Source organism: Pseudoduganella sp. RAF19 (assembly GCF_052114165.1).
Classification (GTDB): domain Bacteria; phylum Pseudomonadota; class Gammaproteobacteria; order Burkholderiales; family Burkholderiaceae_D; genus Rugamonas.
Genome location: NZ_JBFREF010000003.1, coordinates 354,066 through 378,162, shown reverse-complemented (window position 1 = coordinate 378,162; position 24,097 = coordinate 354,066). Strand labels below are relative to the sequence as shown.

General features: G+C 61.7%; 24 protein-coding genes. 15 read left to right on the top strand and 9 right to left on the bottom strand.

Annotation, left to right across the window (positions count from 1 at the left end):
• Positions 1 to 97 precede the first annotated feature (97 nt).
• From AB4Z19_RS09605 to AB4Z19_RS09595, 3 genes are read right to left on the bottom strand one after another with little or no spacing between them, the layout of a single operon-like run.
• Entirely contained in the window at positions 98 to 973 is an 876-nt protein-coding gene (locus tag AB4Z19_RS09605; protein WP_442022874.1) for an SDR family oxidoreductase, read from the bottom strand.
• Between the two features lie 11 nt (positions 974 to 984).
• Positions 985 to 2,229 (bottom strand): CaiB/BaiF CoA transferase family protein, encoded by a 1,245-nt coding sequence (locus AB4Z19_RS09600; RefSeq protein ID WP_442022873.1) that lies wholly within the window; start codon positions 2,227 to 2,229, stop codon positions 985 to 987.
• Entirely contained in the window at positions 2,229 to 3,992 is a 1,764-nt protein-coding gene (locus tag AB4Z19_RS09595) for an acyl-CoA dehydrogenase family protein (RefSeq protein ID WP_442022872.1), read from the bottom strand. Before AB4Z19_RS09595 ends, AB4Z19_RS09600 begins: the two co-directional genes overlap by 1 nt.
• 108 nt (positions 3,993 to 4,100) lie before the next feature.
• Between AB4Z19_RS09595 and AB4Z19_RS09590 the strand changes: the two genes are divergently transcribed.
• From AB4Z19_RS09590 to AB4Z19_RS09565, 6 genes are read left to right on the top strand one after another with little or no spacing between them, the layout of a single operon-like run.
• Positions 4,101 to 5,276: an iron-containing alcohol dehydrogenase gene (locus tag AB4Z19_RS09590; RefSeq protein ID WP_442035126.1), complete on the top strand. Its 1,176-nt coding sequence runs from the start codon at positions 4,101 to 4,103 to the stop codon at positions 5,274 to 5,276.
• A gap of 11 nt (positions 5,277 to 5,287) precedes the next feature.
• Positions 5,288 to 6,199: an NmrA family NAD(P)-binding protein gene (locus AB4Z19_RS09585; protein WP_442035124.1), complete on the top strand. Its 912-nt coding sequence runs from the start codon at positions 5,288 to 5,290 to the stop codon at positions 6,197 to 6,199.
• Positions 6,200 to 6,212: 13 nt separating this feature from the next.
• Positions 6,213 to 7,325 (top strand): Re/Si-specific NAD(P)(+) transhydrogenase subunit alpha, encoded by a 1,113-nt coding sequence (locus AB4Z19_RS09580; RefSeq protein WP_442035122.1) that lies wholly within the window; start codon positions 6,213 to 6,215, stop codon positions 7,323 to 7,325.
• 11 nt (positions 7,326 to 7,336) lie between these two features.
• Positions 7,337 to 7,633, top strand: a complete 297-nt coding sequence (locus tag AB4Z19_RS09575) for an NAD(P) transhydrogenase subunit alpha (protein ID WP_442035120.1) — start codon at positions 7,337 to 7,339, stop codon at positions 7,631 to 7,633.
• Positions 7,630 to 9,099: an NAD(P)(+) transhydrogenase (Re/Si-specific) subunit beta gene (locus AB4Z19_RS09570; RefSeq protein ID WP_442035118.1), complete on the top strand. Its 1,470-nt coding sequence runs from the start codon at positions 7,630 to 7,632 to the stop codon at positions 9,097 to 9,099. The genes AB4Z19_RS09575 and AB4Z19_RS09570 overlap by 4 nt, the downstream gene beginning before the upstream one ends.
• 14 nt (positions 9,100 to 9,113) lie before the next feature.
• Complete coding sequence (locus AB4Z19_RS09565) at positions 9,114 to 9,860, top strand: DUF72 domain-containing protein (protein ID WP_442035116.1); 747 nt, start codon at positions 9,114 to 9,116, stop codon at positions 9,858 to 9,860.
• Here AB4Z19_RS09565 and AB4Z19_RS09560 read toward each other — a convergent pair.
• The 4 genes from AB4Z19_RS09560 to AB4Z19_RS09545 form a co-directional block, all read right to left on the bottom strand.
• Positions 9,857 to 10,291, bottom strand: coding sequence for a hypothetical protein (locus tag AB4Z19_RS09560; RefSeq protein WP_442029022.1), 435 nt, complete (start codon positions 10,289 to 10,291; stop codon positions 9,857 to 9,859). The genes AB4Z19_RS09565 and AB4Z19_RS09560 overlap by 4 nt on opposite strands.
• A gap of 8 nt (positions 10,292 to 10,299) precedes the next feature.
• Positions 10,300 to 11,172, bottom strand: coding sequence for an alpha/beta hydrolase family protein (locus AB4Z19_RS09555; protein ID WP_442035114.1), 873 nt, complete (start codon positions 11,170 to 11,172; stop codon positions 10,300 to 10,302).
• Positions 11,169 to 11,753, bottom strand: coding sequence for a TetR/AcrR family transcriptional regulator (locus AB4Z19_RS09550; RefSeq protein ID WP_442035112.1), 585 nt, complete (start codon positions 11,751 to 11,753; stop codon positions 11,169 to 11,171). Before AB4Z19_RS09550 ends, AB4Z19_RS09555 begins: the two co-directional genes overlap by 4 nt.
• 129 nt (positions 11,754 to 11,882) lie before the next feature.
• Positions 11,883 to 12,980 (bottom strand): hypothetical protein, encoded by a 1,098-nt coding sequence (locus AB4Z19_RS09545; protein ID WP_442035110.1) that lies wholly within the window; start codon positions 12,978 to 12,980, stop codon positions 11,883 to 11,885.
• Positions 12,981 to 13,088: 108 nt separating this feature from the next.
• Between AB4Z19_RS09545 and gmk the strand changes: the two genes are divergently transcribed.
• The 3 genes from gmk to AB4Z19_RS09530 all read left to right on the top strand — a co-directional run bounded on the left by gmk (position 13,089) and on the right by AB4Z19_RS09530 (position 16,306).
• On the top strand, positions 13,089 to 13,730 hold the full coding sequence (gene gmk / locus AB4Z19_RS09540) for a guanylate kinase (protein ID WP_442035109.1): 642 nt from the start codon (positions 13,089 to 13,091) through the stop codon (positions 13,728 to 13,730).
• Positions 13,731 to 13,755: 25 nt separating this feature from the next.
• Positions 13,756 to 13,959, top strand: coding sequence for a DNA-directed RNA polymerase subunit omega (gene rpoZ, locus AB4Z19_RS09535; RefSeq protein WP_005665923.1), 204 nt, complete (start codon positions 13,756 to 13,758; stop codon positions 13,957 to 13,959).
• Positions 13,960 to 14,026: 67 nt separating this feature from the next.
• Positions 14,027 to 16,306 carry a RelA/SpoT family protein gene (locus tag AB4Z19_RS09530; protein ID WP_442026399.1) on the top strand — a complete coding sequence of 760 codons (2,280 nt, stop codon included), beginning with the start codon at positions 14,027 to 14,029 and terminating at the stop codon, positions 16,304 to 16,306.
• 33 nt (positions 16,307 to 16,339) lie between these two features.
• Here AB4Z19_RS09530 and AB4Z19_RS09525 read toward each other — a convergent pair whose 3' ends face one another.
• The gene (locus AB4Z19_RS09525) at positions 16,340 to 16,951 is read right to left on the bottom strand and encodes a transposase (RefSeq protein ID WP_442026398.1); all 612 of its coding nucleotides are present in this window, start codon (positions 16,949 to 16,951) and stop codon (positions 16,340 to 16,342) included.
• A gap of 100 nt (positions 16,952 to 17,051) precedes the next feature.
• A complete protein-coding gene (gene greB / locus AB4Z19_RS09520; RefSeq protein WP_442026397.1) occupies positions 17,052 to 17,618 on the bottom strand; it encodes a transcription elongation factor GreB in 567 nt (188 codons plus the stop codon).
• Positions 17,619 to 17,655: 37 nt separating this feature from the next.
• Here greB and AB4Z19_RS09515 point away from each other — a divergent pair, with 37 nt between their 5' ends.
• The 6 genes from AB4Z19_RS09515 (at position 17,656) to AB4Z19_RS09490 (ending at position 24,009) form a co-directional block, all read left to right on the top strand.
• Complete coding sequence (locus AB4Z19_RS09515; RefSeq protein WP_442026396.1) at positions 17,656 to 18,234, top strand: hypothetical protein; 579 nt, start codon at positions 17,656 to 17,658, stop codon at positions 18,232 to 18,234.
• Between the two features lie 15 nt (positions 18,235 to 18,249).
• Entirely contained in the window at positions 18,250 to 19,359 is a 1,110-nt protein-coding gene (locus tag AB4Z19_RS09510) for a histidine kinase (RefSeq protein WP_442026395.1), read from the top strand.
• Positions 19,360 to 19,365: 6 nt separating this feature from the next.
• Positions 19,366 to 20,013 (top strand): response regulator, encoded by a 648-nt coding sequence (locus tag AB4Z19_RS09505; RefSeq protein WP_442026394.1) that lies wholly within the window; start codon positions 19,366 to 19,368, stop codon positions 20,011 to 20,013.
• A 107-nt stretch (positions 20,014 to 20,120) separates the two neighbouring features.
• A complete protein-coding gene (locus AB4Z19_RS09500) occupies positions 20,121 to 21,698 on the top strand; it encodes a GGDEF domain-containing protein (protein ID WP_442035107.1) in 1,578 nt (525 codons plus the stop codon).
• A gap of 281 nt (positions 21,699 to 21,979) precedes the next feature.
• The gene (locus AB4Z19_RS09495) at positions 21,980 to 23,527 is read left to right on the top strand and encodes a flagellin N-terminal helical domain-containing protein (RefSeq protein ID WP_442035105.1); all 1,548 of its coding nucleotides are present in this window, start codon (positions 21,980 to 21,982) and stop codon (positions 23,525 to 23,527) included.
• A 104-nt stretch (positions 23,528 to 23,631) separates the two neighbouring features.
• A complete protein-coding gene (locus AB4Z19_RS09490) occupies positions 23,632 to 24,009 on the top strand; it encodes a flagellar protein FlaG (protein WP_442026318.1) in 378 nt (125 codons plus the stop codon).
• Positions 24,010 to 24,097: the final 88 nt, after the last annotated feature.

Genomic DNA, 24,097 nt, shown 5'->3' with positions numbered 1-24,097 from the left:
TGACCCGCCCTACGATGCCGGGTGAATCCGGCGGCGCCAGTGTCCCGCCGCACCGCAATTTCGCGTAGGGCGGATCATTGATCCGCCGTCTATGCCGTCACGCGGCCGTGCGCGCTGCGCGGTCTTTATCGTTCAGGGCCTTGATCGACGTCTTCGCATTGGCCCAATCCTGATCCGACCAATCCTTGAAGTGGTAGAAGTTACCGCCGGTGGCCAGCGAATTGGCGCCGTCGATGGTCAGCGTCTGGCCAGTCAGCCACTCCACGCCATCCGCCATCAGGAAGGTGGCCAGGTTCTGCAGCTCCGACATCTCGCCCACGCGGCCCATCGGGCTACCCTCATCCCGGCCGGAGTCTTCGCGGCCCGGATACAGGCGCTTGCTCATGCCGTCGGTCGGGAACGCTCCCGGCGCAATCGCATTCAGGCGAATCCCGTAGCGCCCCCACTCCACCGCCAGCGACTTGGTCATCACGTTCACACCTGCCTTGGACATCGCGGAAGGCACCACAAAAGGCCCGCCGTTATTGACCCAGGTGACCAGGATGGATACCACGCTACCGCGCAGGTTCTGCTCGATCCAGCGGCGGCCAATCGCGTGCGTCACGTAGAAAGTGCCGTGCAGGACGATGTTGGCAATCGCATCGAAGCCGCGGCTGGACAGGTCTTCGGTGCGGCTGACGAAATTACCTGCCGCGTTGTTGACCAGACCAGTCAGCGGACCTTCCTTCCAGATTTCCTCCACCATCGCATCCACCGCCTCGGCATTGCGGATATCGACGGCGATGCCTTTGACTTTGCCGCCGAAGCGGTCCATCAGCTCGCGGGCAGTCTCCTCTAGCACACTCTCACGGCGGCCGCAGATATAGATGTCTGCGCCCAGTTCGAGATACTTGGCTGCGATTTCCTTGCCCAGGCCTGAGCCGCCGCCGGTAACCAGAATGCGCTTGCCCTTCATCAGATCTTTCGTAAACATGGTGGTTCCTTTTAATTGGAAGAGGTGTAAGTACGGCCAAGAACAACGGCACCGCTGCCGGCCAGGTGGGAGATATCGGAATCGGTGTAGCCCGCTTCGTGCAGGACTTCGGCGCTGTGCTGTCCCAGTCCCGGTGCGGGACGCAGCGCACCCAAAGGCGTACCGGACCAGCTGGTCGGATTGCCCACCGTGCGCACGCGGCCCTGGCCTGGCTGTTCGTCTTCGCCGATGAAGCCAGTCGCGCGCAGGTGAGGATCGTCCAGCAGGTCGTCGATGGAATTGATGGTCTGGTGCGGAATGTCCGCTTCGTCCAGCAGCCATTGCCATTCGGCGGTAGTACGTTCGGGCATGACAGACGCCACCCAGGCATACACAGCACGGATATTGCGCGAGCGGGCACGCTGCGTGATGAAGCGCGGATCACTGAACATCTCGGGACGGCCAATCGCGTTGAAGAAATTGCGCCAGTGCTTGTCGTTGTAGATCAGCACACAGAGATAGCCGTCCTTGGTGCGATACGGCGCGCGGTCGTGCGACAGCAGCCGGTCATAGCCCGACTCGCTTTCGTCCGGCACGAAACTGCGGCCCGCCATATGGTCTGCCAGCACGAAGTGTGCGACACTTTCGAACATCGCCACCTCCACTTCCTGCCCCACGCCGCTGCGCTCACGCGCGTACAACGCGGCCGTGATCGCATACGCAACATGAAGACCGGTGACGCGGTCGGCCAGCGAAACCGGCGCATAGGCCGGACGCGTGCTGCCGTATTGCTGCATCAGCCAAGGCAGCGCGGTTGCGCCCTGAATCAGATCGTCGTAAGCAGGACGGTCCGCATAAGGGCCTTTGGCGCTGAAGCCGCAGGCGTTCACATAGATCAGGCGCGGATTCACCGTCTGCATGGCGGCGTAATCCAGCCCAAGACGCTTCATGGCAGCAGGACGAATATTCGACAGCAGCACGTCCGCATCCTGCGCAAGGCGCAGCAGCACCTCGCGCGCCGCTTGTTGTTTCAGGTCCAGCACCACGCTGCGCTTTCCGCGGTTGTTGTGCATGAACACATGGCCCATGCCCTCGCCTTCCTTGCGCATTACGCCCGCTTCGCGCACATTGTCGCCCTCCGGCGATTCGATCTTGATGACGTCCGCACCAAGGCCGGCCAGCGTCAGTGTCGCCAGCGGACCAAGCACAATGGACGAGAGATCGAGGATGCGTACGCCGGACAGCGGGCCATTGCCAGGCTTCTTGTCGGCGCTCATCAGAACTCCTCCTCGGCGAGTGCAGCCAGCGTGGCGCCACCCTGTTCGATACGTTTCGCCAGCAGCGCCGTCTCCGGCAGCAGGTTGGCGCCGAAGTAGGCAGCTGTCTTGACTTTGCCCTGGAGGTAATCGGGATCTTCGCTGGCGTCCAGCGCCACACGCGCCATGCGCAGCCACATGCCGCCCGTTGCGACAAGGCCGAACAGGCGCAGATAGTCGGATGCGGTGGCGGCCATGCGCGGCGCATCACCCGCTGCGCTCCATGTCCGCATGTTTTCGCTGGCGGTACGCAGCAGGCACTGGGCCGAAGACAGTGCGCAATGGAGCCCTGCCAGTTGCGGCTGGCCGGCGGCTGCCGCCAGCTCGCTGTCGATGCGGCTCAGGTAGCGCTGCAGCGCCTTGCCCTCGTTCTGGCCAATCTTGCGATGCACCAGGTCCAGCGCCTGAATGGCATTGGTACCTTCGTACAGCGGCACAATGCGCGCATCCCGGTACAGATGCTCCATGCCGTGCTCGTGCACATAGCCGTGGCCGCCAAAAATCTGGATACCCAGCGACGTCACTTCCAGCGCGCACTCGCTGATGAAGGCTTTCAGGACTGGCGTGAGCAGCGCCAGTTCTTCTTCGGCCTGATCGCGCGTGGCGGCATCGGGATGACGGGCGCGCACGTCCAGGCCAATGGCAGCGTCGATGTACAGTGCACGCGCGCCTTCAACCAGCGCTTTCATGGTCAACAGCGCCTTGCGTACGTCCGGGTGCTGGATGATGCTGTCCGGGCCTGCACCATTGCCATTAGTAGCGCGGCCCTGGCGGCGATCCTTCGCGTAAGCCAGCGCATTCTGGTAGCTGAGTTCCGCCGCGCCCAGGCTTTGCACCGCCACACCCACGCGCGAGGAATTCATCATGGTAAACATGGCCTGCATGCCGCCGTTCTCCTTACCCAGCAGCCAGCCTTGCGCTTCGTCGAAGTTCAGCACGGCAGTGGCGGAAGCGCGGATACCCATCTTGTGTTCGATGGAGCCGCAGCTCACGCCATTTTCTTCGCCCGTGCCAGGCAACAGCTTGAGCACCACGAACAGGCTGATGCCGCGTGTACCGGCCGGTGCATCAGGCAAGCGCGCCAGCACCAGATGGACAATGTTTTCGGATAGATCATGCTCGCCGGCCGAAATGAAGATCTTGGTGCCGGTGATACGGAACGAGCCATCACTGGCTGGCGTTGCGCGAGTGCGCAGCAGCGACAGGTCGGAGCCGGCCTGCGGCTCGGTCATGCACATGGTGCCGGTCCAGATGCCCGACGCAAGCTGCGACAGATAGCGCTCCTTCAGCTCCTCACTGCCGTGGGCCGAGATCGCGCGGTAGGCGCCCATCGACAGGCCTGCATACATCCCGAAAGACATGGAACCCGAAGCCACGAACTCGCGCACCATCAGCCCCAGCGAAGCAGGCAGGCCCTGGCCGCCGTACTTCGGATCGGCCGCCAGCGCCGTCCATCCAGCTTCGCAATATTGACGATATGCCTCTCGATAGCCGGGAGGCGTGCGCACGGCACCGCCTTCATATGTGCAGCCCACATCATCGCCGGGCAGATTGATCGGCAGGACGACGTCACGCGCAAAGGTCGCGGCGCTATCCAGCACCGCCATGATGACGTCGGGGCCAGCATCTTCATAACCATCGAGGCTGGCGAGCGTGGCTTCGTAATCTAGTACCTGCTCCAGCAGGAAGCGCACGTCGCGCAAAGGTGCTGTGTAAGATGGCATGAAGGCGTTCCTTTAGCTCAGAATTTAAACTTGACACTGTCATGTTACTCGCACATACTGCATCACGCAAGCTCGAATTCGGAAATAAAATCGACAGGAGATATCACCATGCATGAAAAAGGCACGCACCTCTTCCCCGCCATGGAACGCGTGGATTTCGGCAGGCCCGCCGCGCAGTCGCTGGCCGCTGAAGCCGAGCGCCTCGGCAGCCAGCGCGTCTTCCTCATCGTCAGCCGCAGCCTGAATACACGCACTGATGAGATAGTGAAGCTGCGCGAAGCACTGGGTGAGCGCTGCGCCGGCGTTTATGACGGAGTGCCGCAGCACACCACCCGCGAAAGCTCGGTGGCGATCGCGCGCGCCGCGCTGGAAGCAAAAGCCGACTTGCTGGTTGCGGTCGGCGGCGGCTCGGTAGTTGACGCTGCAAAGATTGCAACCTTGTGCATGGAGCATGGCATCGTCGATCCGGACGGCCTGGATGGCTTCGAAGTGAAGTTCGACAGCGCCGGACGTGTGAGTCTGAAAAACTTCCGCGGCCCAACCGTGCGCATGATTGCCATTCCCAGCACGCTGTCCGGCGGTGAATACAATGCAGGTTGCCTGGTCACCGATCCACGCCGTAACCTGAAGCAGACCTTCTTCCACCGCATGATGATGCCGATCACGATCATCCTGGACCCTGCCCTGCTGCGCCACGCACCGGATGATCTGCTGCTGGGTTCCGGTACGCGCGCCATGGACCACGCGATCGAAGCCCTATGCTCTCCGCGCGGCACGCCGCTCACCGACTCCGTGGTCCTGCGTGGCCTGGCGCTGATGGCGAAATGGCTGCCGCGCGCACGCGCCGACCGCGATGATGTGGAAGCCGCGCGCCAGTGCCAGACAGCGTCCTGGCTGTGCTCTTTCGGCCTGCAATCGCGTGTGCCGATGGGCGCCAGCCACGCCATCGGCCACGTGCTGGGTGGCACCTGCCATGTGCCGCATTTCCTGTGCACGCCAGTGATGATGCCCGCCATCCTCGATTACAACCGCCCAAATGCTGAAGAAGCCCAGAAGGAGCTGGCGGCAGCACTGGGTAGGCCTGAGTTGAGTGCATCGGAAGCCTTCCGCGAGTTCTGCATCTCGCTTGGCCTGCCTACCAGCCTGTCCGAAGTTGGTGTCGGTCCCGATCAGTTCCAGCTGATCGGCGAAACCACCATGCGCGAAGAATTCTTCATCTATACCAATCCCCGCCCGGTACGCTCGCCCGCCGACGTTATCGACATCCTGAAACTGGCGGCCTGAAAGGACTCATCATGACCAGCAAATCTCCTATCCTCGTTACCGGCGCGGCAGGCCGCGTGGGCGCTATCGGCCGTACCCTGACCCAGCTATTGCTCGACCGCGGCCACAGCGTACGCGCCATGGTGCGCAAGGAAGATGAACGGTCGCAAGCCTTGCGCGATATGGGTGCGGAAGTCGTCGTCGGCAATCTGCTCAGCCTTGAAGACATGCACCGCATTATCAAGGGCTGCGAGTCGATCTACTTCGGCATGTCCGTTTCGGACACCTATCTGGCCGCCACCGTCAACGTGGCCGCCGTGGCCAGACATTGCGGCGTCAAGACGTTCGTGAACATGTCGCAGATGACGCTGTCGCAGATGAGCATCACTGAGACGACCGACAGCCCGCAGCACAAGCTGCACTGGCTGGCGGAACAGGCCCTGGAGTGGTCGGGCCTGCCGGTGGTGACGGTACGCCCGACTGTCTTCCTGGAAGGCTTCTTCCTGCGCTTCTCGGCGGCGTCGGTCAAGAAAGACAACCAGATCCGCCTGCCCTTCGGCGACGGCAAGACTTCGCCGATCGCGGCGGACGATGTGGCGCGCGCGGTAGCGGCCATCCTGTCTGCACCGGAAGGCCATATCGGCAAGACCTATCACCTGACCGGACCGCGCTCCGTGAACATGCATGACTACGCAAGGGAGTACGGGGAGGCACTGGGCCGCGACATCAGCTACCAGGACATCCCGCTGGCGCCGTGGCGCGAAGCGCTGATCGAAATGGGCCTGCCCATCCACCTGGTCAATCACCTGTCCGTGATGGCCGACCTGCACCGCGCGGGCCGCTACGATCGCCAGAGCGAGGACGTGATGACGCTGACTGGCCAACAAGCCACCAGCGTAAAGGAATTCATCGCCCGGCACGCGGCCGCCTTCACGCCGGCCTGACAGGAGTCTGCAAATGAGAATCGGGATTCCCGCCGAGACGCGGGCGGGGGAAACTCGCGTCGCCGCAACGCCGGAAACGGTCAGGAAGCTCGCGGCGAAACATCAGGTGATCGTGCAGTCGGGCGCAGGCATCCAGGCCTCGGTCACCGATGAAGCTTATGCCGCTGCGGGCGCAACGATAAGCTCCGCAGCCGAGGCGTTTAGCGCCGACATCGTGCTCAAAGTGCGCGCGCCCAACGCGGATGAGCGTACGCTGATGAAACCAGGCGTCGTGCTGATTGGCATGCTGAATCCTTTCGACGCCGGGAATATCGCAGCCATGGCAAGCGCTGGATTGCAAGCCTTCGCGCTGGAAGCCGTGCCGCGCATCACCCGTGCGCAGTCGATGGACGTGCTGTCCTCGCAAGCCAATATCGCGGGCTATAAAGCCGTGATGGTTGGCGCCAACACCTACCAGCGCTTCATGCCGATGCTGATGACGGCGGCAGGCACGGTCAAAGCCGCGCGCGTGCTGATCATGGGTGTTGGCGTGGCAGGCTTGCAGGCAATTGCGACGGCTAAGCGCCTCGGCGCGGTAATCGAAGCATCCGATGTGCGGCCGCCGGTGAAGGAACAGGTGGAATCGTTGGGCGCCAAGTTCATCGACGTGCCCTACCTGACCGACGAGGAAAAAGAGATCGCGCAAGGCGTCGGCGGCTACGCGCGTCCCATGCCGCCGGAGTGGTTGAAACGGCAGGCGGAGCTCGTGCACGAACGCGCAAAGCTGGCGGATATCGTCATCACCACCGCTCTGATTCCGGGCCGCGCCGCGCCAACGCTGATCGGCGAAGAAACCGTAAAGGCCATGAAGCCCGGTTCCGTGATCGTGGACCTGGCGGTGGCGCAAGGCGGTAACTGCCCGCTATCCGAGCTGGGAAAAACCGTGACCAAACACGGCGTGCACATTGTCGGGGAGCCTGACCTGGCCTGCCATGTGGCGGCCGATGCGTCGGCACTGTACGCCCGCAATGTGCTCGACTTCCTCAAGCTGATCATCGACAAGGACGACAAGCTGGCCATCGATCGCGAAGACGACATCCTGAAGGCCACCCTGGTGTGCGCCGACGGTGCGGTACTGCGCAAATAAGGAGACATGAAATGGAAGTCAGTCATACCATCATCAATCTGATCATCTTCGTGCTGGCCATTTATGTCGGCTACCACGTGGTGTGGAACGTCACGCCCGCGCTGCACACGCCGCTGATGGCAGTCACCAATGCCGTATCGGCCATCATTATTGTCGGCGCCATGCTGGCGGCCGGCCTGACCGAAGGCATGACCGGGCAGGTCATGGGCACCATCGCCGTTGCGCTGGCGGCCGTCAATGTATTCGGCGGCTTCCTCGTTACCCAGCGCATGCTGGAGATGTTCAAGAAGAAGGAGTCCAAGCGATGAACTGGGTTTCGCTCAATCTGGTAACGATGCTGTACCTGATCGCCTCGGTGTGCTTCATCCAGGCGCTCAAAGGACTCTCTTCGCCTGCCAGCGCGCGTACCGGCAACGCATTCGGCATGTCCGGCATGGCCATCGCGGCGGTGACGACCGTGGCGCTGATTCTCAAACTGCGGGCGGATGCGCTGGCCGAGGGCGCGAGCGGCGGCAACGGATTGTCGCTCGTGCTGCTGGGCGTAGTGGCCGGTGGCGGCATCGGCGCCACACTGGCGAAACGCGTCGAGATGACCAAGATGCCGGAACTGGTAGCTGCCATGCACTCGCTAATTGGTTTGGCTGCCGTGTGCATCGCCATCGCGGCAGTGTCGGAGCCGCACGCATTTGGCATCGCCGCAGCTGGCGAGCCCCTCCCGGTGGGCAATCGAATCGAGCTGTTTATCGGCACATTTGTTGGCGCGATTACCTTCTCCGGTTCCGTGATCGCCTTCGGCAAATTGGCGGGCAAGTACAAGTTCCGCCTTTTCCAGGGTGCGCCGGTAGTGTTCTCCGGCCAGCATTTTCTGAACCTTGCGCTGGCGCTGGTGATGGTGGCGCTGGGCCTGGCCTTCGTGTTCGACAGCGGCCTGGAACCGGCATGGACGCCCTTCCTCATCATGACGGCCATCGCCTTTGTGCTGGGTGTGCTCATCATCATCCCCATCGGCGGTGCGGATATGCCGGTGGTGGTGTCGATGCTGAACTCCTACTCCGGCTGGGCGGCCGCGGGCATTGGCTTCTCGCTGAATAATGCCATGCTGATTATTGCGGGATCGCTGGTAGGGTCGTCGGGCGCCATCCTCTCCTACATCATGTGCAAGGCAATGAACCGCTCCTTCTTCAACGTGATCCTGGGTGGCTTCGGCGGGGAAGCGTCCACCAGCACAGGCGGCGCAGCGGCGCCGGCAAGGCCGGTGAAATCCGGCTCGGCGGACGACGCCTCTTTCATCATGGCCAACGCGGAATCCGTGATCATCGTTCCCGGCTACGGCCTGGCCGTGGCGCGCGCCCAGCATGCGCTGAAGGAGCTGGTGGAAAAGCTGACCCACAAGGGTGTGAACGTGCGCTATGCAATTCATCCGGTAGCGGGCCGTATGCCCGGCCACATGAATGTGCTGCTGGCCGAAGCCGAAGTGCCTTACGATCAGGTGTTCGAAATGGAAGACATCAACGGCGAATTCGGCCAGACCGATGTGGTGCTGGTGCTGGGCGCGAACGACGTGGTCAATCCGGCAGCGAAAGATCCGAAATCGCCCATCGCGGGCATGCCGATTCTGGAGGCTTACAAGGCCAAAAGCATCATCGTCAACAAGCGTTCCATGGCGTCCGGCTACGCGGGACTGGACAATGAACTTTTCTACCAATCGAATACAATGATGGTCTTTGGCGATGCCAAAAAAGCGATCGAGGAAATGGTGAAGGCGGTGGACTAACAAGGAGAAAGCGTATGACGGCAGGCATTCGTGTGGGCATCGGCGGCTGGGACTTTGAGCCCTGGCGTGAAACCTTCTATCCAGCCGACGTATCGAAGAAGCGCCAGCTTGAATACGCCAGCCGTCAGGTCACCAGCATCGAAGTCAACGGCACTTTCTACAGCACCTTCAAGCCGGAGACGTTCGCCAACTGGGCCGCAACCACGCCGGACGACTTCAAGTTTTCCGTGAAAGCCAACCGCTTCGCCACCAACCGCAAGGTGCTGGGCGAAGCGGGCGAATCGATTGAGCGCTTCATCAACAGCGGTTTATCCGAACTGGATAACAAGCTCGGTCCCATCCTGTGGCAGCTGGCGCACACCAAGAAGTTCGATCCGGACGATCTGGAAGCCTTCTTCAAGCTGCTGCCGAAAAAGCTGGGCAAGCACAAGCTGCAGCACGTGCTGGATGCGCGCCACGAAACCTTCATGTGCGAGGAATACTACAAGCTCGCCAGGCGCCACAAGGTCGCCACCGTCATCACCGATTCGCCGAAATTCCCGAACATTACCGAGATCACGGGCGACTTCGTGTACGCGCGGCTGATGGATGCGCAAAGCGAGATCGAAACGGGCTACACCAAGCCCGCTCTGAAGAAGTGGGCCACGCAAGCAAAGAAATGGGGCGAAGGCGAGCGCGATGTGTTCATCTACTTCATCAACGGCGCCAAGGAGCGTGCGCCCGCTGCTGCCCAGACTTTGCTGGGCATCCTCAACCCTTAATTCCAGCAGGGTCCCTGCGCCACCACGTTGAACTGGTGGCCGCTGGACAAGCTTTGGCGCAGCATCATGCGCACGGCGCTCAACAGCATCGGCTTCTGCGCCGATTTCAACTGCGTGCGGCGTGCGCTCAGCGTGCTGGTCGCGGCCAGGCTGTCGTCGCTATCGTCCTTGCGGGGACGCAGCTGCCACATGCCGGATTCATTCATCTCCAGCAGCACGCTGCCCTGCTCGATGCGCTGCGCTTCGGGCGCCGTCACCTGGGCTACGGTCAGCGCGCCGATGGCGCTTTCCGCGTCGGCCTTCAGCTCGGGCGCCAGTTCGGCGGGACGCGCCAGGGCGCCACCGCTGGATGGATAGAAGGTGCAATACTGCTGCGCCGATGCTGAGGCTGCGGCGAGCGACAGGAAGGTAGCGAGGAGTAGTCGGTTCATGCGCCCGACTATACCACGCCCTCAAACCAATCCAATGCGCCTTGCCACAGCGGCTCGGCATGCGGACGGAAATAGCCCATATGACCCAGCTTGCCAAGTCCGCGCTCAACGGGATCGATGTCGATGCCATGCCATGGCGCGTTGCGGTAACCCGTCATGAAGGCATCGCGCGAACGGGGCGGCGCCCACGGATCGTCGGTGGCGTTCAGCGCCAGGATGGGCGTACGCACACGCGCAAAGTTCTCGGCGATCTCGGGCACTTTGGGATCGTCGAAGAAGTAATGCGGGAAGCTGCACCAGCGTTTCCATTGGCGATAAACGCCCATCGGCAGATCTTCGCCCATCCCCAGCATGCTCCAGGCCAGGCGGCCTTTCCAGCGCGTGATGAGCGGAGCGAATACGCGCCACATCGCCAGCACTTTCACGCGCTCCAGCCGCGGCATCCAGCCGTGCCAGCCCGCGCCGGTGCCGAATACGTACATGCCATCGATGCGATCGTGGTTGGGCAGCAGACCAAGCGCGTGGCCGCCGTAGGAATGGCCGACCATGAACAGCGGCGTTTTTCCGTCAGCGAGGGAATCGACCACCGCGCTCAGATCAAGGTGCGCCCAGTCGAGGAAGCTGGCTTCGAAGCCACGCAGGCTGGCCGGGGCCGACTTGCCCACGCCGCGATAGTCGAAGGTCAGCACCGAGTAGCCGCGCGCCGAGGCGAATTCGGCGAAGCGGCGGTAGAAGCCTTGCGGCACACCCGTGGCGCCGGCCACGATCAGGCGCGCGCGTTCGATGCCGATGGCGGGGTAGCTGGTGGCCGCCAGCGCATAGCCGTCGGCGGCCGGAATGATGAAGCGCTGCGGGCGTTCGCCCGGTGGCATCTGGCTCATGGCTTCCTCTCCACTTTCAGCATTGGCATCAGGGCGTCCATGGCCTGCACCATGGGCGCGGTGTCGTTGGCGACGCGCGCTTGCAGCAGGCCGCCTTCGTAAGCGGCGATACACAGGGCGGCAATGGCGGCGGCGCGCGGCGGCGCGTGGCCGGCTTCGACCAGCACGTCGGCGATGCGGGCGCGCAGGGTGGCGAAGCCGTCGGCCAGGGCGGCGCGCAGTTCGACGTCGGCGGCCGTCGATTCCAGCGCTACAGCGGCCAGCGGGCAACCCAGCTCGAATTCGGAATCGTCCAGGCCGCGCATGGCGCGCAGAATCCAGGCTTGCAGCGCGGCGATCAGGTCCGGCTCGCGGGCCACATAAGTCTCCAGCTTGTGGCACAGGTAGCTGATGGTCGCTTCGATGGCGGCCACAGCCAGCGCATCTTTGCCGCCGGGAAAGTGATGGTAGAGCACGCCTTTCGGCGCCTTGGCCACGGCCAGGATCTCGCTCAAGCCGGCGCCGTGCAGGCCGCGATGCTGGAGTGTGGTGACCATGGCGGTGATCAGACGCTCGCGGGTGGTGGGGGTTGTCGTCTCCATGCCATGAATTCTATAGACCGGTCGGTCCAGTAGCAAGGATAGCGCGCCGAGGAGGTCTTCTAATTTTCAAACCCGAGGCAGAGACAGGTGGCAGGCACGTCGTGCCTGCCACCAGGTTTTGCTGTGGGTTTAAAGCTCGCGTTCCTGGCGGAATTTGGCCCAGGCTTTTTCGACATCCTGCGGGAACGGGTCCCATTTCGGGTCGAAGGTCGCTTCAGCGATGCCGTCACCTGTATGGGTGCGGCTGTTGTAGGAGTAGGACGCCGTGAAGCCGCTTGCGGCAGCCAGACGGCTGTCGGTTGGCTCCGTCGCCGTACCCAGCTCGCCGCGGTTGACCAGATCGCCCAGCGGCAACGGCGCCGAGCGTGCGTCCAGCGTCAGCAGGTAGCTGGACAGGCCCTGCTCCCGCAGCGCCCGGCTGGCGGCCGCATCCTCGGTCCGCAGGAAAATGGCGCCGAACAGGTGCTGGCCGCCGTTGGCCGTGCCGTACAGCGCCAGCGGCGGACGGCCCGCCTTGGGCGGCAGGTCCAGCGCGCCAAACGCCGCCGCGCGGTCGGCCGGCCTGGCTAGCCAGCGCAGGGTGATATTCCGTTTGGCCAGGCGCTGGCCGTAGCGGGTTTCGATGAACTGCTCCAGCGCCTCGCTGCCCGCGCGCTGCCAGCTGCGATCGGCCTGGGTGCGGGTGTATTCGCGCAGATAGAGGCGGTGCACTACGTGGTGAAACACATCGCTGGCATTCACGCGCGGGAATTTATTGATGGCCAGCTCCAGCGCACGGGCGATGGCGTCGCGGTTCTTCAGCTTGCTGCGCGGCTGATTGAGTTGAGCGTACAGGGCCGAAATTTCCGTCTCCAGCCACAAATAACCTTCGCGAGTGATGCCTTCCAACAACACTTCCTTGATCCGTCCCTGCCACACCATCGGCACGCGCACGCCGCGCGCGTCCGGAATCGCCTCGCCGCGGATCGGCAGCGCCGGGCTGTCGTCCTCCGGCGTGAACCAGCCCAGCTCGGTGAAGAAAGTCTTGTGGCAATAACCGAGGGCAGACAGCCAGTCGAACAGCTCCACCACTTCCAGCGGACGCTGCAGCGATTCGGCGTCGGCCACCCAGGATGGCCCCTGATCGAACGCGTCGGCCAGTTCGGCTTGTGTAATATTGGCGTTGTGACGGACGCTGGCTAAATGCTCCACCAGCGCGACGTAGCGAGGATCGAAGTTCGTATTCATGCGCGGAAATATATCCGGAGCAAGCTTTGTTCCGCAATGCTGGTTTGTGCCCGTTGCCCTTGGTAAAATAGCTCTTTGGGCGATCGCCCCGCTTCGCGAGAATTGCAAATGAGCCAACATTTTTCCGGCAGCCTGTTCATGGTTGCGGCCCCGTCCGGCGCCGGCAAATCGACGCTGGTCAATGCCCTGCTGGCACAGGAACCGGCCATCAAGCTGTCCATTTCGACCACCACGCGCCAGCCGCGTCCGGGCGAGCAGCATGGCCGCGAATACTTCTTCACCACGGCGGAAGACTTCCGCAAGCGCGCCGACGAGGGTGAATTCCTGGAGTGGGCCGAAGTGCACGGCAATTACTACGGCACCTCGCGCATCTTCGTGGAAGAGCAGATGAAGGCCGGCACCGACATCCTGCTGGAAATCGATTGGCAGGGCGCGCGCCAGGTCAAGAAGCAGTTCCCGCAAGCGGCCGGCATCTTCATCCTGCCGCCCTCCTTCGCGGCGCTGGAAGAACGCCTGCACAAACGCGGCCAGGACGAGGTCCACGTGATCAACCGTCGCCTGCTGGCTGCAGGCGGGGAAATCGCCCACGCGCCCGAGTTCGAGTATGTTATTATCAACGAAGAGTTCCCGGTCGCCTTGTCGGAGCTGAGCGCGATCGTCCGATCCGCCCGTTGCCGTTTTGCGCAACAAGCCGCCCGCAATGCCAAGTTGATGTCCGAACTGGGCATCCACGCCGACCACGCAGCATAAATACAGACTACCCAGGAGTTAAAGAATGGCCCGTATCACTATTGAAGATTGCCTGAAGAACGTACCTAACCGTTTCCAGCTGACCCTGGCCGCGACCTACCGCGCCCGCCAGCTGCTGCAAGGCCACACCCCTAAGGTCGAAGCCAAGGACAAGCCAACCGTTGTCGCCCTGCGCGAAATCGCCGCAGGTAAAGTGGGTCTGGAAATGCTGAAAAAGGTCCCTATGTAATCTGGGAACTTGGTTCCCGAATACGATGTCCCAGGTTCTTACAGTAGGATTCCATCACTGACCCGATATGAACCTGACCAGCACCGATTCCAGTGTGTCCGAACAGCCCGCCCGCCGGGCAAAGCGCCCGGCTAAACCAACGCCGGGCGTTGACATTTCTACAGCACCGATTTCCTCTTCCCCGCTTGCCGCCCCCACGGTTGCCACCGGTGTGGCCACCATCAGCCATCTGACAGAAAAACTCGCCGAGTACATGAACGAGGCGGACCTGAAAAAGGTCAAGGAAGCGTATCGCTTCTCGGACGAGATGCATCTGGGCCAGGTCCGCAAGTCGGGCGAGCCATACATTTCGCACCCGATCGCGGTGGCGGAAATCTGCGCGGACTGGAAGCTGGATGCACAAGCCATCATGGCAGCCCTGCTGCACGATGTGATGGAAGACCAGGACGTCAAAAAAGATGAGCTGATCGAGCGCTTCGGCGCGCCGGTCGCCCATCTGGTGGACGGCCTGTCGAAACTGGAAAAAATCGAGTTCCAGAGCCAGATCGAAGCGCAGGCGGAAAACTTCCGCAAGATGCTGCTGGCCATGGCTTCGGACGTGCGCGTGATTCTGATCAAGCTGGCCGACCGCCTGCACAATATGCGCACGCTGGACGTGATGGCGCCGGCCAAGAAGCGCCGCATCGCGGCCGAAACGATGGAAGTGTATGTGCCCATCGCGCATCGCCTGGGCCTGAACAACATCTACCGCGAGCTGCAGGATCTCGCCTTCGCCCACCTGTATCCGTTGCGCTATCACGTGCTGTCCAAAGCCGTGAAAGCGGCGCGCGGCAACCGGCGCGAGGTGGTGGGCAAGATCATGGAAGCGGTGAAGAATACGCTGGGCATGGCCGGCATCCACGCCGAAGTCTATGGCCGCGAAAAAACGCTGTACGGCATCTACAAGAAGATGCGCGCCAAGCACCTGACCTTCTCGCAGGTGCTGGACGTGTATGGCTTCCGGGTGGTGGTCGACAGCTTCTCGAACTGCTATGTGGCGCTGGGCACCCTGCACTCGCTGTACAAGCCCATGCCGGGCAAGTTCAAGGATTACATCGCGATCCGCAAACTGAATGGCTACCAGTCGCTGCACACCACGCTGATTGGTCCGTACGGCACGCCGGTCGAGTTCCAGATCCGCACCCAGGAAATGCACCGCACTGCCGAATCGGGTGTGGCGGCGCACTGGCTGTACAAGAACAACGACGCCAATATGTCGGACATGCAGCAGCGCACCCACGCCTGGCTGCAGTCCCTGCTCGATATCCAGCAGCAGACCGGCGATTCGGCCGAGTTCCTGGAACACGTGAAGGTGGACTTGTTCCCCGACTCCGTCTACGTGTTCACACCGAAGTCCAAGATCATCGCCCTGCCCCGCGGCGCGACCGCCATCGATTTCGCCTATGCGATCCACACTGGCATCGGCGACCACACGGTGGCCGTGAACATCAACAGCGAACCGGGACAACTGCGCACGGAACTGCGCAATGGCGATATCGTCGAGATCAAGACGGACCCGAATTCGCGTCCGTCGCCAAGCTGGCTGTCATTTGTCCGCACCGGTAAGGCGCGTTCGGCGATTCGCCATCATCTGCGCACGATTAACCTGCCGGAGTCGATCCGCCTCGGCCAGCAGCTGCTGACGCAGGCACTGAATGCAATCAATATCGATCCGGACCTGCCAGGGCCGCTGATGGAGCGCCTGCTGAACGAATCGTCGGCCAAGTCGGCCGAAGAACTGTATGCGGATATCGGCATCGGCAAGCGCATGGCGCCGCTGGTGGCGCGCCATATCTTCGGCCTGATGGGCGGCGAGTCGGCTTCCATGCCGATTGACCACAACAGCGCCGCCGACCTGGACCCGGTCACGATTTACGGCAGCGAAGGCGTGTCGGTGCAACTGGCGGCGTGCTGTCTGCCAATCCCGGGCGACCACATCGTCGGCCAGCTGCGCCGCGACCAGGGCCTCCAGGTTCACACGGCCGACTGCACCGTCGCCAAGCGCCTCAAGCAAAAAGAGCCGGACCGCTGGATCGCAGTGAAATGGGGCACGGAACTGAACCGCCGCTTCGACTCGCGCATCCGCCTGCTGATCAACAACGAGAAAGGCATTCTCGCGCGCGTGGCGGCCGAGATCGGCGAATCCGACGGCAACATCACCTTCGTCGGCATGGACGAAGACCGCGAACATATCCTCCACCAGCTGCGCTTCACTATTCAGGTGAAAGACCGCGTGCATTTAGCGGCGCTGCTGCGCAACGTCCGCAAAGTCGCCGGCGTCAACCGCGTCTCTCGCGAGCGCGCATAAGCGAGGGTCAGACCCAAGGGTCTGACCCAGATCTTAGGGTTTCCGAATGACGCTCTGAAAATGCGTTGCCCCGCGAATCCGCTCCAGATCGGACTCGGAATACGGGATATCAAACAGCGCCTGATAAGCCATCTGCCGCTGTCGCGCCTCCCGCCCCAATCGAAGATAAACCTCATGCGGCGTGATCACGTCGTTACGCCGCCCTTCAGCATTGCAGTTATAACTCGACCACCGATAATGCCCGGGATACTGCACCATGCCCGCTCGTACAGGATTTAGCTCAATATACCGCTGGCACAACAGCAAATAATCCTCAGCCTCAACCCTTGCGGCCTTATAACGGCCATCCCACATGGTTCCGGATTCACCGCGCAGGCAATGCAGTCTGTGCGCTGCGCATTGCGAGATGGCCTTCATCATCCACGACTGCGCGTTAAGTTCCTGCACCGTCACAAGCAGGTGCACGTGATTCGACATCAGCACGTAAGCATGGATCAAGCAGCCGCTGGCCTTGCTGTACTTGTCGAGCAAGCTTACGTAGTGGCGCCGATCATTTTCCGAATGAAAGCAGGTGCGGCGATTGTCACCACGCTGCACAATGTGCATGCAACTGCCTGCCGGGAAATGGCGCGGTTGACGCGGCATGGTATCTCCTTGACCCTAACCCCAGGGTCAGACCCTCAGGGTCTGACCCCGACTTTAGGGTTAAGGATAGTGAAATGCAGCCAGCGCGCTTTGCGTCAGCTCAATCCTCGCCGGGTGCGGGATAGCTGACTTCGAGGATGTCGAGTTCTTCTACGCCGGTTGGCGTGTGCAGCGTGACAGTGTCGCCTTCTCGAGCCTTCGTCAAGGTGCGGGCGACGGGTGAGATCCAGCTGATCTTACCTTTCAGGGGGTCGAATTCGTCGATGCCAACAATAGTGATGGTTTGCTCTTCGCCCGAGCGCTTGGCGTAAGTTACCGTAGCGCCGAAAAAAACCTGGTCGCTGCCATGGTGCACGCTCGGGTCAACCACAGCGGCCAGGTCCATACGTTTGGTGAGGAAACGAATGCGTCGGTCGATTTCGCGCAGCCGGCGCTTGCCGTAAATATAGTCGCCATTCTCCGAACGGTCGCCATTCGACGCCGCCCAGTGCACCACCTTCACGACCTCCGGCCGTTCCACATCAATCAGCTGCAGCAGCTCATCCTTGATGCGCTGGTAGCCCGCAGGCGTGATGTAGTTTTTCGATCCCGCCGGAATCGCCAACGCGGCAGGGACAGCATCATCATCGTCGTCCTGCTCGCTCTCTTTTACGAATGCCTTGTTCATATCTGCTTAAGTCTAATGGTGCAATAATGGCACCCACATGAAGCGATTGTACACATTCAGACGCCGGCTGTTTGCTCCTCTCGTCTACCTCGCAGCTCTCTTCCTCATCTTTGAAGAATGGCTGTGGGATGTTGGTGCGCGCCTGATGGAGAGGCTGGCGCAGTTTCCGCCGCTGCATGCGCTGGAGCGCTTCATCAGCCGGCTCGGACCGCTGGCCGCCCTGGCGCTGTTCACTTTGCCGGCCCTGCTGCTGTTCCCGGTAAAGCTGCTGGCCCTGTTTGCCATGGCGAAAGGGCATGCCATGATGGGCCTCAGCGTTTTTGTGATCGCCAAAGTGGCGGGTGCAGCCGCGGTGGCGCGGCTGTATGCGTTGACGCGCCCTGCCCTGTTGCAACTGGCCTGGTTCGCACGGATTCACAACCGCTTCATCGAACTGAAAGACCGCTGGATTGCGCGCCTGAAAGCCACCGCCGCCTGGCAGGAATGCCGCGACGCGCTGCGCGCCTGCCGCGACTGGCTGCGTCGTCTGCGCCGTGGGCGCGGCGGCCGTTTCGACATGCGGCCGTTGAGAGTGCTGCGCCGCTTCAGCGCCTTCTGGCGCGCACGGCGCCGTTGACGTTACACTAACGTCATGCACCCCAGCCAGCTCTCCGCTTTAGACGCAATTGCCGCCCACACCCCAGGTCTGGTTTATCAATTCAGCCGCCTGCCGGATGGCCGTGTGGAATTTCCCTACCTCAGCGATGGCTGCCAGGCACTGCTGGGCCTCAGCGCCGCCGAGCTGCAAGCCGAGCCGCAGCGCTTTCTGGAGTTGATCCTGCACGACGACCGCTCTTCTTACCAGGAATCGATGGATGCTTCCGCCGGCTCGCTGTGGAGCTGGAACTGGGAAGGCCGCATCTGGGTCGAAGCGTGGAAAGACGTGAAGTGGATTAACCTGCGCAGTACCCCGCACCGCCTGGACGATGGCACGGTGCAGTGGGAAGGCATCATGAGCAATATCACGGAGAGCAAGCTGGAGCAGCTCGAAGTGCGTGCCAGCCGGGCGCGCCTGGCGGAGCTGACCGCCCACATTGAAAAGGTAAAGGAGCAGGAGCGCGAACGCATCGCCCGCGAAATCCACGATGATCTGGGTGGCAATCTGACCGCCATCAAGATGGCGCTGACCATGCTGGCCGCCCGCCTGCCGGAAGGCGACGAGCACCTGCAGCAAAAAGCGGCCTACGTTGATTCGCTGGTCGACCGCACTATCGATGCCGTGCACCGCATCACGCTCGATCTGCGCCCATCCGTGCTGGACTTCGGCCTTCCCGCCGCGCTGGAATGGCAGGTCAAGGAATTCTCGACGCAAGCCGGTATCGTCTGCCGTTTCCAGTCGAACGTGAAGGACCTCGACCTCGCGCCCGATCAGGCCGCTGCCCTGTTCCGTATCGCACAGGAAGCGCTGACCAATATTGCCAAGCACGCCCGCGCGCGTTCCGTCAGCGTGCGCCTGCAACGTGCGCGCGGCCAGCTCAGCTTGAAAATCACGGACGACGGCAAGGGTATTGCCCCGACTGACCGCTCTAAAACGGACTCTTTCGGCCTGCGTGGCATGGCCGAGCGCGCCGCAGCGCTGGGCGGAACCTTGACCTTGAGTCATGCACCCGGCGGCGGTACTGTCGTGGCGATCAAAATCAGGCTGCCAGCCGAGGCGGCGGACGTTACAATAGCGCCCAGAGAAGTTGCCTCAACGAAATAACATAGCATGAGCGAAAAAGCCACCATCAAGGTCTTCATTGCCGACGATCACGCCATCGTCCGCGAAGGACTGAAGCAGATCCTGGCCGAGACCAAGGATATCGTTGTCGCCGGCGAGGCCGAAAACGGGCTGGACGCGGTCAAGCTGTTCCGCAAGTCCGGCTGCCACGTCATCCTGCTCGACATTACCCTGCCCGACCGCAGCGGCATCGAGGTGCTCAAACAGATCAAGAAGGAAAAGCCGGAACTGGCTGTGCTGATGCTGTCCATGCATCGCGAGGACCAATACGCCATCCGCTCGCTAAAAGCGGGTGCGGCAGGCTATCTGACCAAACAAAGTGCACCAAAAGAACTGGTCAATGCGATCCGGCAGGTCGCTAGCGGATTAAAATACATTAGTCCGGCACTGGCCCAGGAATTGGCAAACCATGTCGGCGAGGACCATCAGGCAGCGCCGCATGAAATGCTGTCCGACCGGGAATTCCAGACCTTGACCATGATCGCTTCCGGCAAAACCGTGGGTGCGATTGCCAAGGAGCTGTCGCTGTCGGTCAAGACCGTCAGCGAGTACCGCGCCCGCCTGCTGGCCAAGATGAACCTGAAGAACAGCGCCGAGCTGACGCATTACGCCATTAAAAACCAGTTAATCGATTGATGCCGGGAATTAAGGCAAATTTCTCCCTGCTAATTGAACGATGGGCATACTGGACAGTGGCTTAAGATGCTGACAATCGGTAAACCTTTGTAAAGGCTGTACGTCAGATGTCTAGCAAACCCACCAACCCAGCCGGCGCGGACATGAACCCGGCTGATGTTGCCCGCGAGGCTTTCCGCCGTCTCGCGCTGCGCCGGATCGCTCCTACGCCCGACGCCTATCGCGACATCTACAACGAAATTACCGGCGCCCCGGCAACCGCAGCGCCCGCCGCCGATCCCGGCCCCGAAAACGTTCTTACCCAGTTTGCCGCCCGCCTGACCGATCAGCCGGGCGAACTCGCCGATTTTGGCCGCCGCTTCAATCGCGCGGTCAAATCGCGTGACTGGGAGGCCTATGCGCGCACCCTGTCCGCTCTGGCCGAGCGCCCTGCACCCACCCGCCCCGGCGGTGGCATCGAACTGGCCCCAAATACGGAAGGCGAACAAGCCAAACAGCTGCGCGACCTGCTCAGCCGCACGCTGACCTTTGCCGTTGCTTCGCTGCTGAGCGGCACACCAGCGCTGGTGGCCGAGGCCGAAGCTCTGGGCGCGGCCACCAAGGAAGCGCACACCGAAGCGGCACTGGCCGAGATCGGCACGCGCCTGAAACAGCTGTGCTACCAGATCGAAATTCGCAGTGGCGACACGGCCGAACAGCAGGAACTCTTGCTGCGCCTGTTCCGCCTGCTGCTGGAGAACGTGTCCGAGCTGCTGGACGACGATTCCTGGCTGCGTGGCCAGATCGACGCAGTACAGAATCTGATTTCCGGCCCGATCGACCAGCGCGCGCTGGAGGAAGCCACGCGCAGCCTGAAGGACGTCATTTATAAGCAGAGCCAGCTCAAGCACAGCCTGGCCGACGTGAAGTCCACGGTCAAGAATATGATGATGACCTTCATCGACCGCCTGGGCGCTGTGGCCGTTTCCACCGGCGACTTCCACGAGAAGATCGGCGGCTACTCTGCCAAGATCAGCCAGGCCAAGGACATCTCCGAGCTGAACCAGATCCTCGACGACGTGCTGAAGGAAACCCGACTGGTGCAGGACGAGGCCCTGAAAGCGCGCGACCGCATGGTCACCGCCCAGCAGGAGGTGCAGGACGCCGAAGCCCGCATCCACGCCCTGGAAGCCAAGCTGCAGCATATGAGCGAGCTGGTGCGTGAAGACCAGCTGACCGGCTCCCTCAACCGCCGCGGCCTGGATGACGTGTTCGAACGCGAGACGGCACGCGCCGACCGCCGCGGCACGCCGCTCTGCATCGCCGTGCTGGATCTGGACGATTTCAAGAAGCTCAACGACTCGCTGGGCCACATCGCCGGCGACAACGCGCTGAAACACCTGGTCAAGGTGGTCAAGGAAACCCTGCGCTCGATGGACGTGATCGCCCGCTTCGGCGGCGAGGAATTCCTGATCATGCTGCCGGAAACCACCATCGAGGCTGCGGTCGCCACCATGACCCGTCTGCAGCGCGAGCTGACCCGCCACTTCTTCATGCACGAAAATGAAAAGGTTCTGATCACCTTCTCCGCCGGTGTCGCTCTGCGCCGCCCCAACGAAGGCCAGACCGAACTGGTCAAACGTGCCGACTCGGCAATGTATCAGGCCAAGCGTACCGGAAAAAATCGGGTCATTGTTGCCGAATAAACAAATTACTTGTCAAAAAACCTGCCGCGCGGCAGGTTTTTTTTTGCCTAAAAAAATTATTTTTACCCCTAAAGTTCTCCAAAATCCCGCCGTCTTAGCGGGTATCGGGACCTCGACTTTAGAGCGAAAACACGCAATTTCCGCTCGTAAATCCCCCTAAAGGTTCCCGTAGGGCAACCGTTACCTGTCTCAACAGCGGCTTGATCGTCATAGAACAGCGTGACGGGCCAAAGTGAATGAGCAAATAGCCCAACTTAGAAGTACCACTGGAGATTTACATCATGGCTCAGACCATCAACACCAACGTTGCCTCCCTGAACGCACAGCGTAACCTGAACTCGTCGCAATCCGCCCTGTCGACCTCGCTGCAGCGCCTGTCCTCCGGCCTGCGCATCAACAGCGCCAAAGACGACGCCGCTGGCCTGGCAATTTCCGCACGTTTCTCTTCCCAGATTCGTGGTAACAACCAAGCTGCCCGCAACGCAAACGACGGTATTTCGCTGGCTCAGACGGCTGAAGGTGGCCTGAGCACCGCAGGTGACCTGCTGCAGCGTATTCGCGAACTGTCCGTGCAGTCCGCTAACGGCACCAACTCCGATTCCGACCGCAAATCGATCCAGAACGAAGTTTCGTCCCTGGCAAAAGAACTGGACCGCGTGGCCAACACCACCCAGTTCAACGGCCAGAACGTGCTGGACGGTTCCCTGACCTCCGCTCAGTTCCAGGTTGGCGCGAACTCCGGCCAGACCATTAACATCGGCGTGCAATCGGCTAAAGCTACCGACATCGGCAACAACACCCTGTCCGGCTACTTCAACGCTGGTGGCGGTTCCCTGTCCGACGCGATCGCCGGCACTGCCAACAACCAGGTTGCTGACACGCTGACCTTCACCTCCGGCTCCGGCACCACCACCACGGTGACCACCGCCGCAGGCGACAGCGCGAAGAAGATTGCAGCTGCAGTGAACGCCAACACCAGCGCCTCCGGTGTGACCGCCAGCGCCAAGACCACTGCAACCCTGCAAGGTCTGGTCACCGGCACCGACGGCTCGGTTCAGTTCTCTCTGCGTGGCGACAACTCGATCGAATCGGATGCCAACTCTACCGCCGTGACCATCTCGGCTAAGGTAAAAGGCGGCGACCTGTCGGCTCTGGCTCAGGCAATCAACGCACAAACCAACACCACCGGTATTTCCGCATCCATCAAGTCGAACCCGACCAATGGCAGCAAAGAAATCCAGCTGGTGAACAGCTCCGGTGCTGACATCCAGATCACCAACACCAATGGCGCTTCGGACGACCTGCTGGCTGCTGCCACCATGCGCGGTACCGACAAGCCAGCCGTCGGCTCGCAAGCTGCAGTATCGGCATTCACCTCGCCTGCAATCGGCGCGAGCGGCCAAAGCGTTACCGTGGGTGGCCATCTGGACTTCTCCTCGGACAGCGGCTTCAGCCTGGCTTCGACCAACAACTCGACCACGATCGTGAACGGCACCACCGGTTCCGACCTGCAGTCCGTGGCCAAGATCGACGTGTCCACCGTTGACGGTGCTAACGCTGCTCTGAAGACCATCGACTCGGCACTGAACGCAATCAACAGCAACCGCGCTTCCCTGGGTGCGATTCAGAACCGTTTCGCTTCGACCATCTCGAACCTGCAGACCACCTCGGAAAACCTGTCGGCTTCCCAGAGCCGTATTCAGGATACCGACTTCGCTGCTGAAACGGCTAACCTGACCCGTGGCCAGATCCTGCAGCAAGCTGGTACCGCGATGCTGGCGCAAGCTAACTCGCTGCCGAACGGCGTGCTGTCCCTGCTGCGTGGTTAATTCCCCGCGTGAGCAAGCTTTTATAATGTGATGGACTTCCATCGCTTATAACCGCCACCCCGGCCGGCTTTTAGCCTGCCGGGGTTTTGCACAAAGGAAGCATCATGACTATCGATTCAATCGCTACAGCCGGCACGAACCGTTCCCTGGAACGGCCGCTTGCCGCAGCCGAATCGGCCGTCCTGCAAGGCACCGGCCGCGCGCCAGCCACTGCCACTGAAACGGCAGCCGCTGTTACGGCAAGCGCCCCGGCACCGACGCTGGAACAAGTCTCACAGGCCGTATCTAAGCTGAATAAAGCAGCTCAGGAAAAAGCCCAGGGCGTCGAGTTTTCCATCGACGGCGATACCAAGCTCACGGTAATCAAGGTGGTCGATCAGTCCACCAAGGAAGTGCTGCGCCAGATGCCTACACCAGAGGCGCTGGAAATTGCCAAATCGATCGATTCGGCACGCAGCCTTATACTTAAAGAAACTGCCTGATACGGCGCGCCACGGCGCGCCGTTTTTTTTCCACTGTGGCATGATGGTGCTAGGGCGACATCACGGTCCAGTCCGCAGAACAGGACAA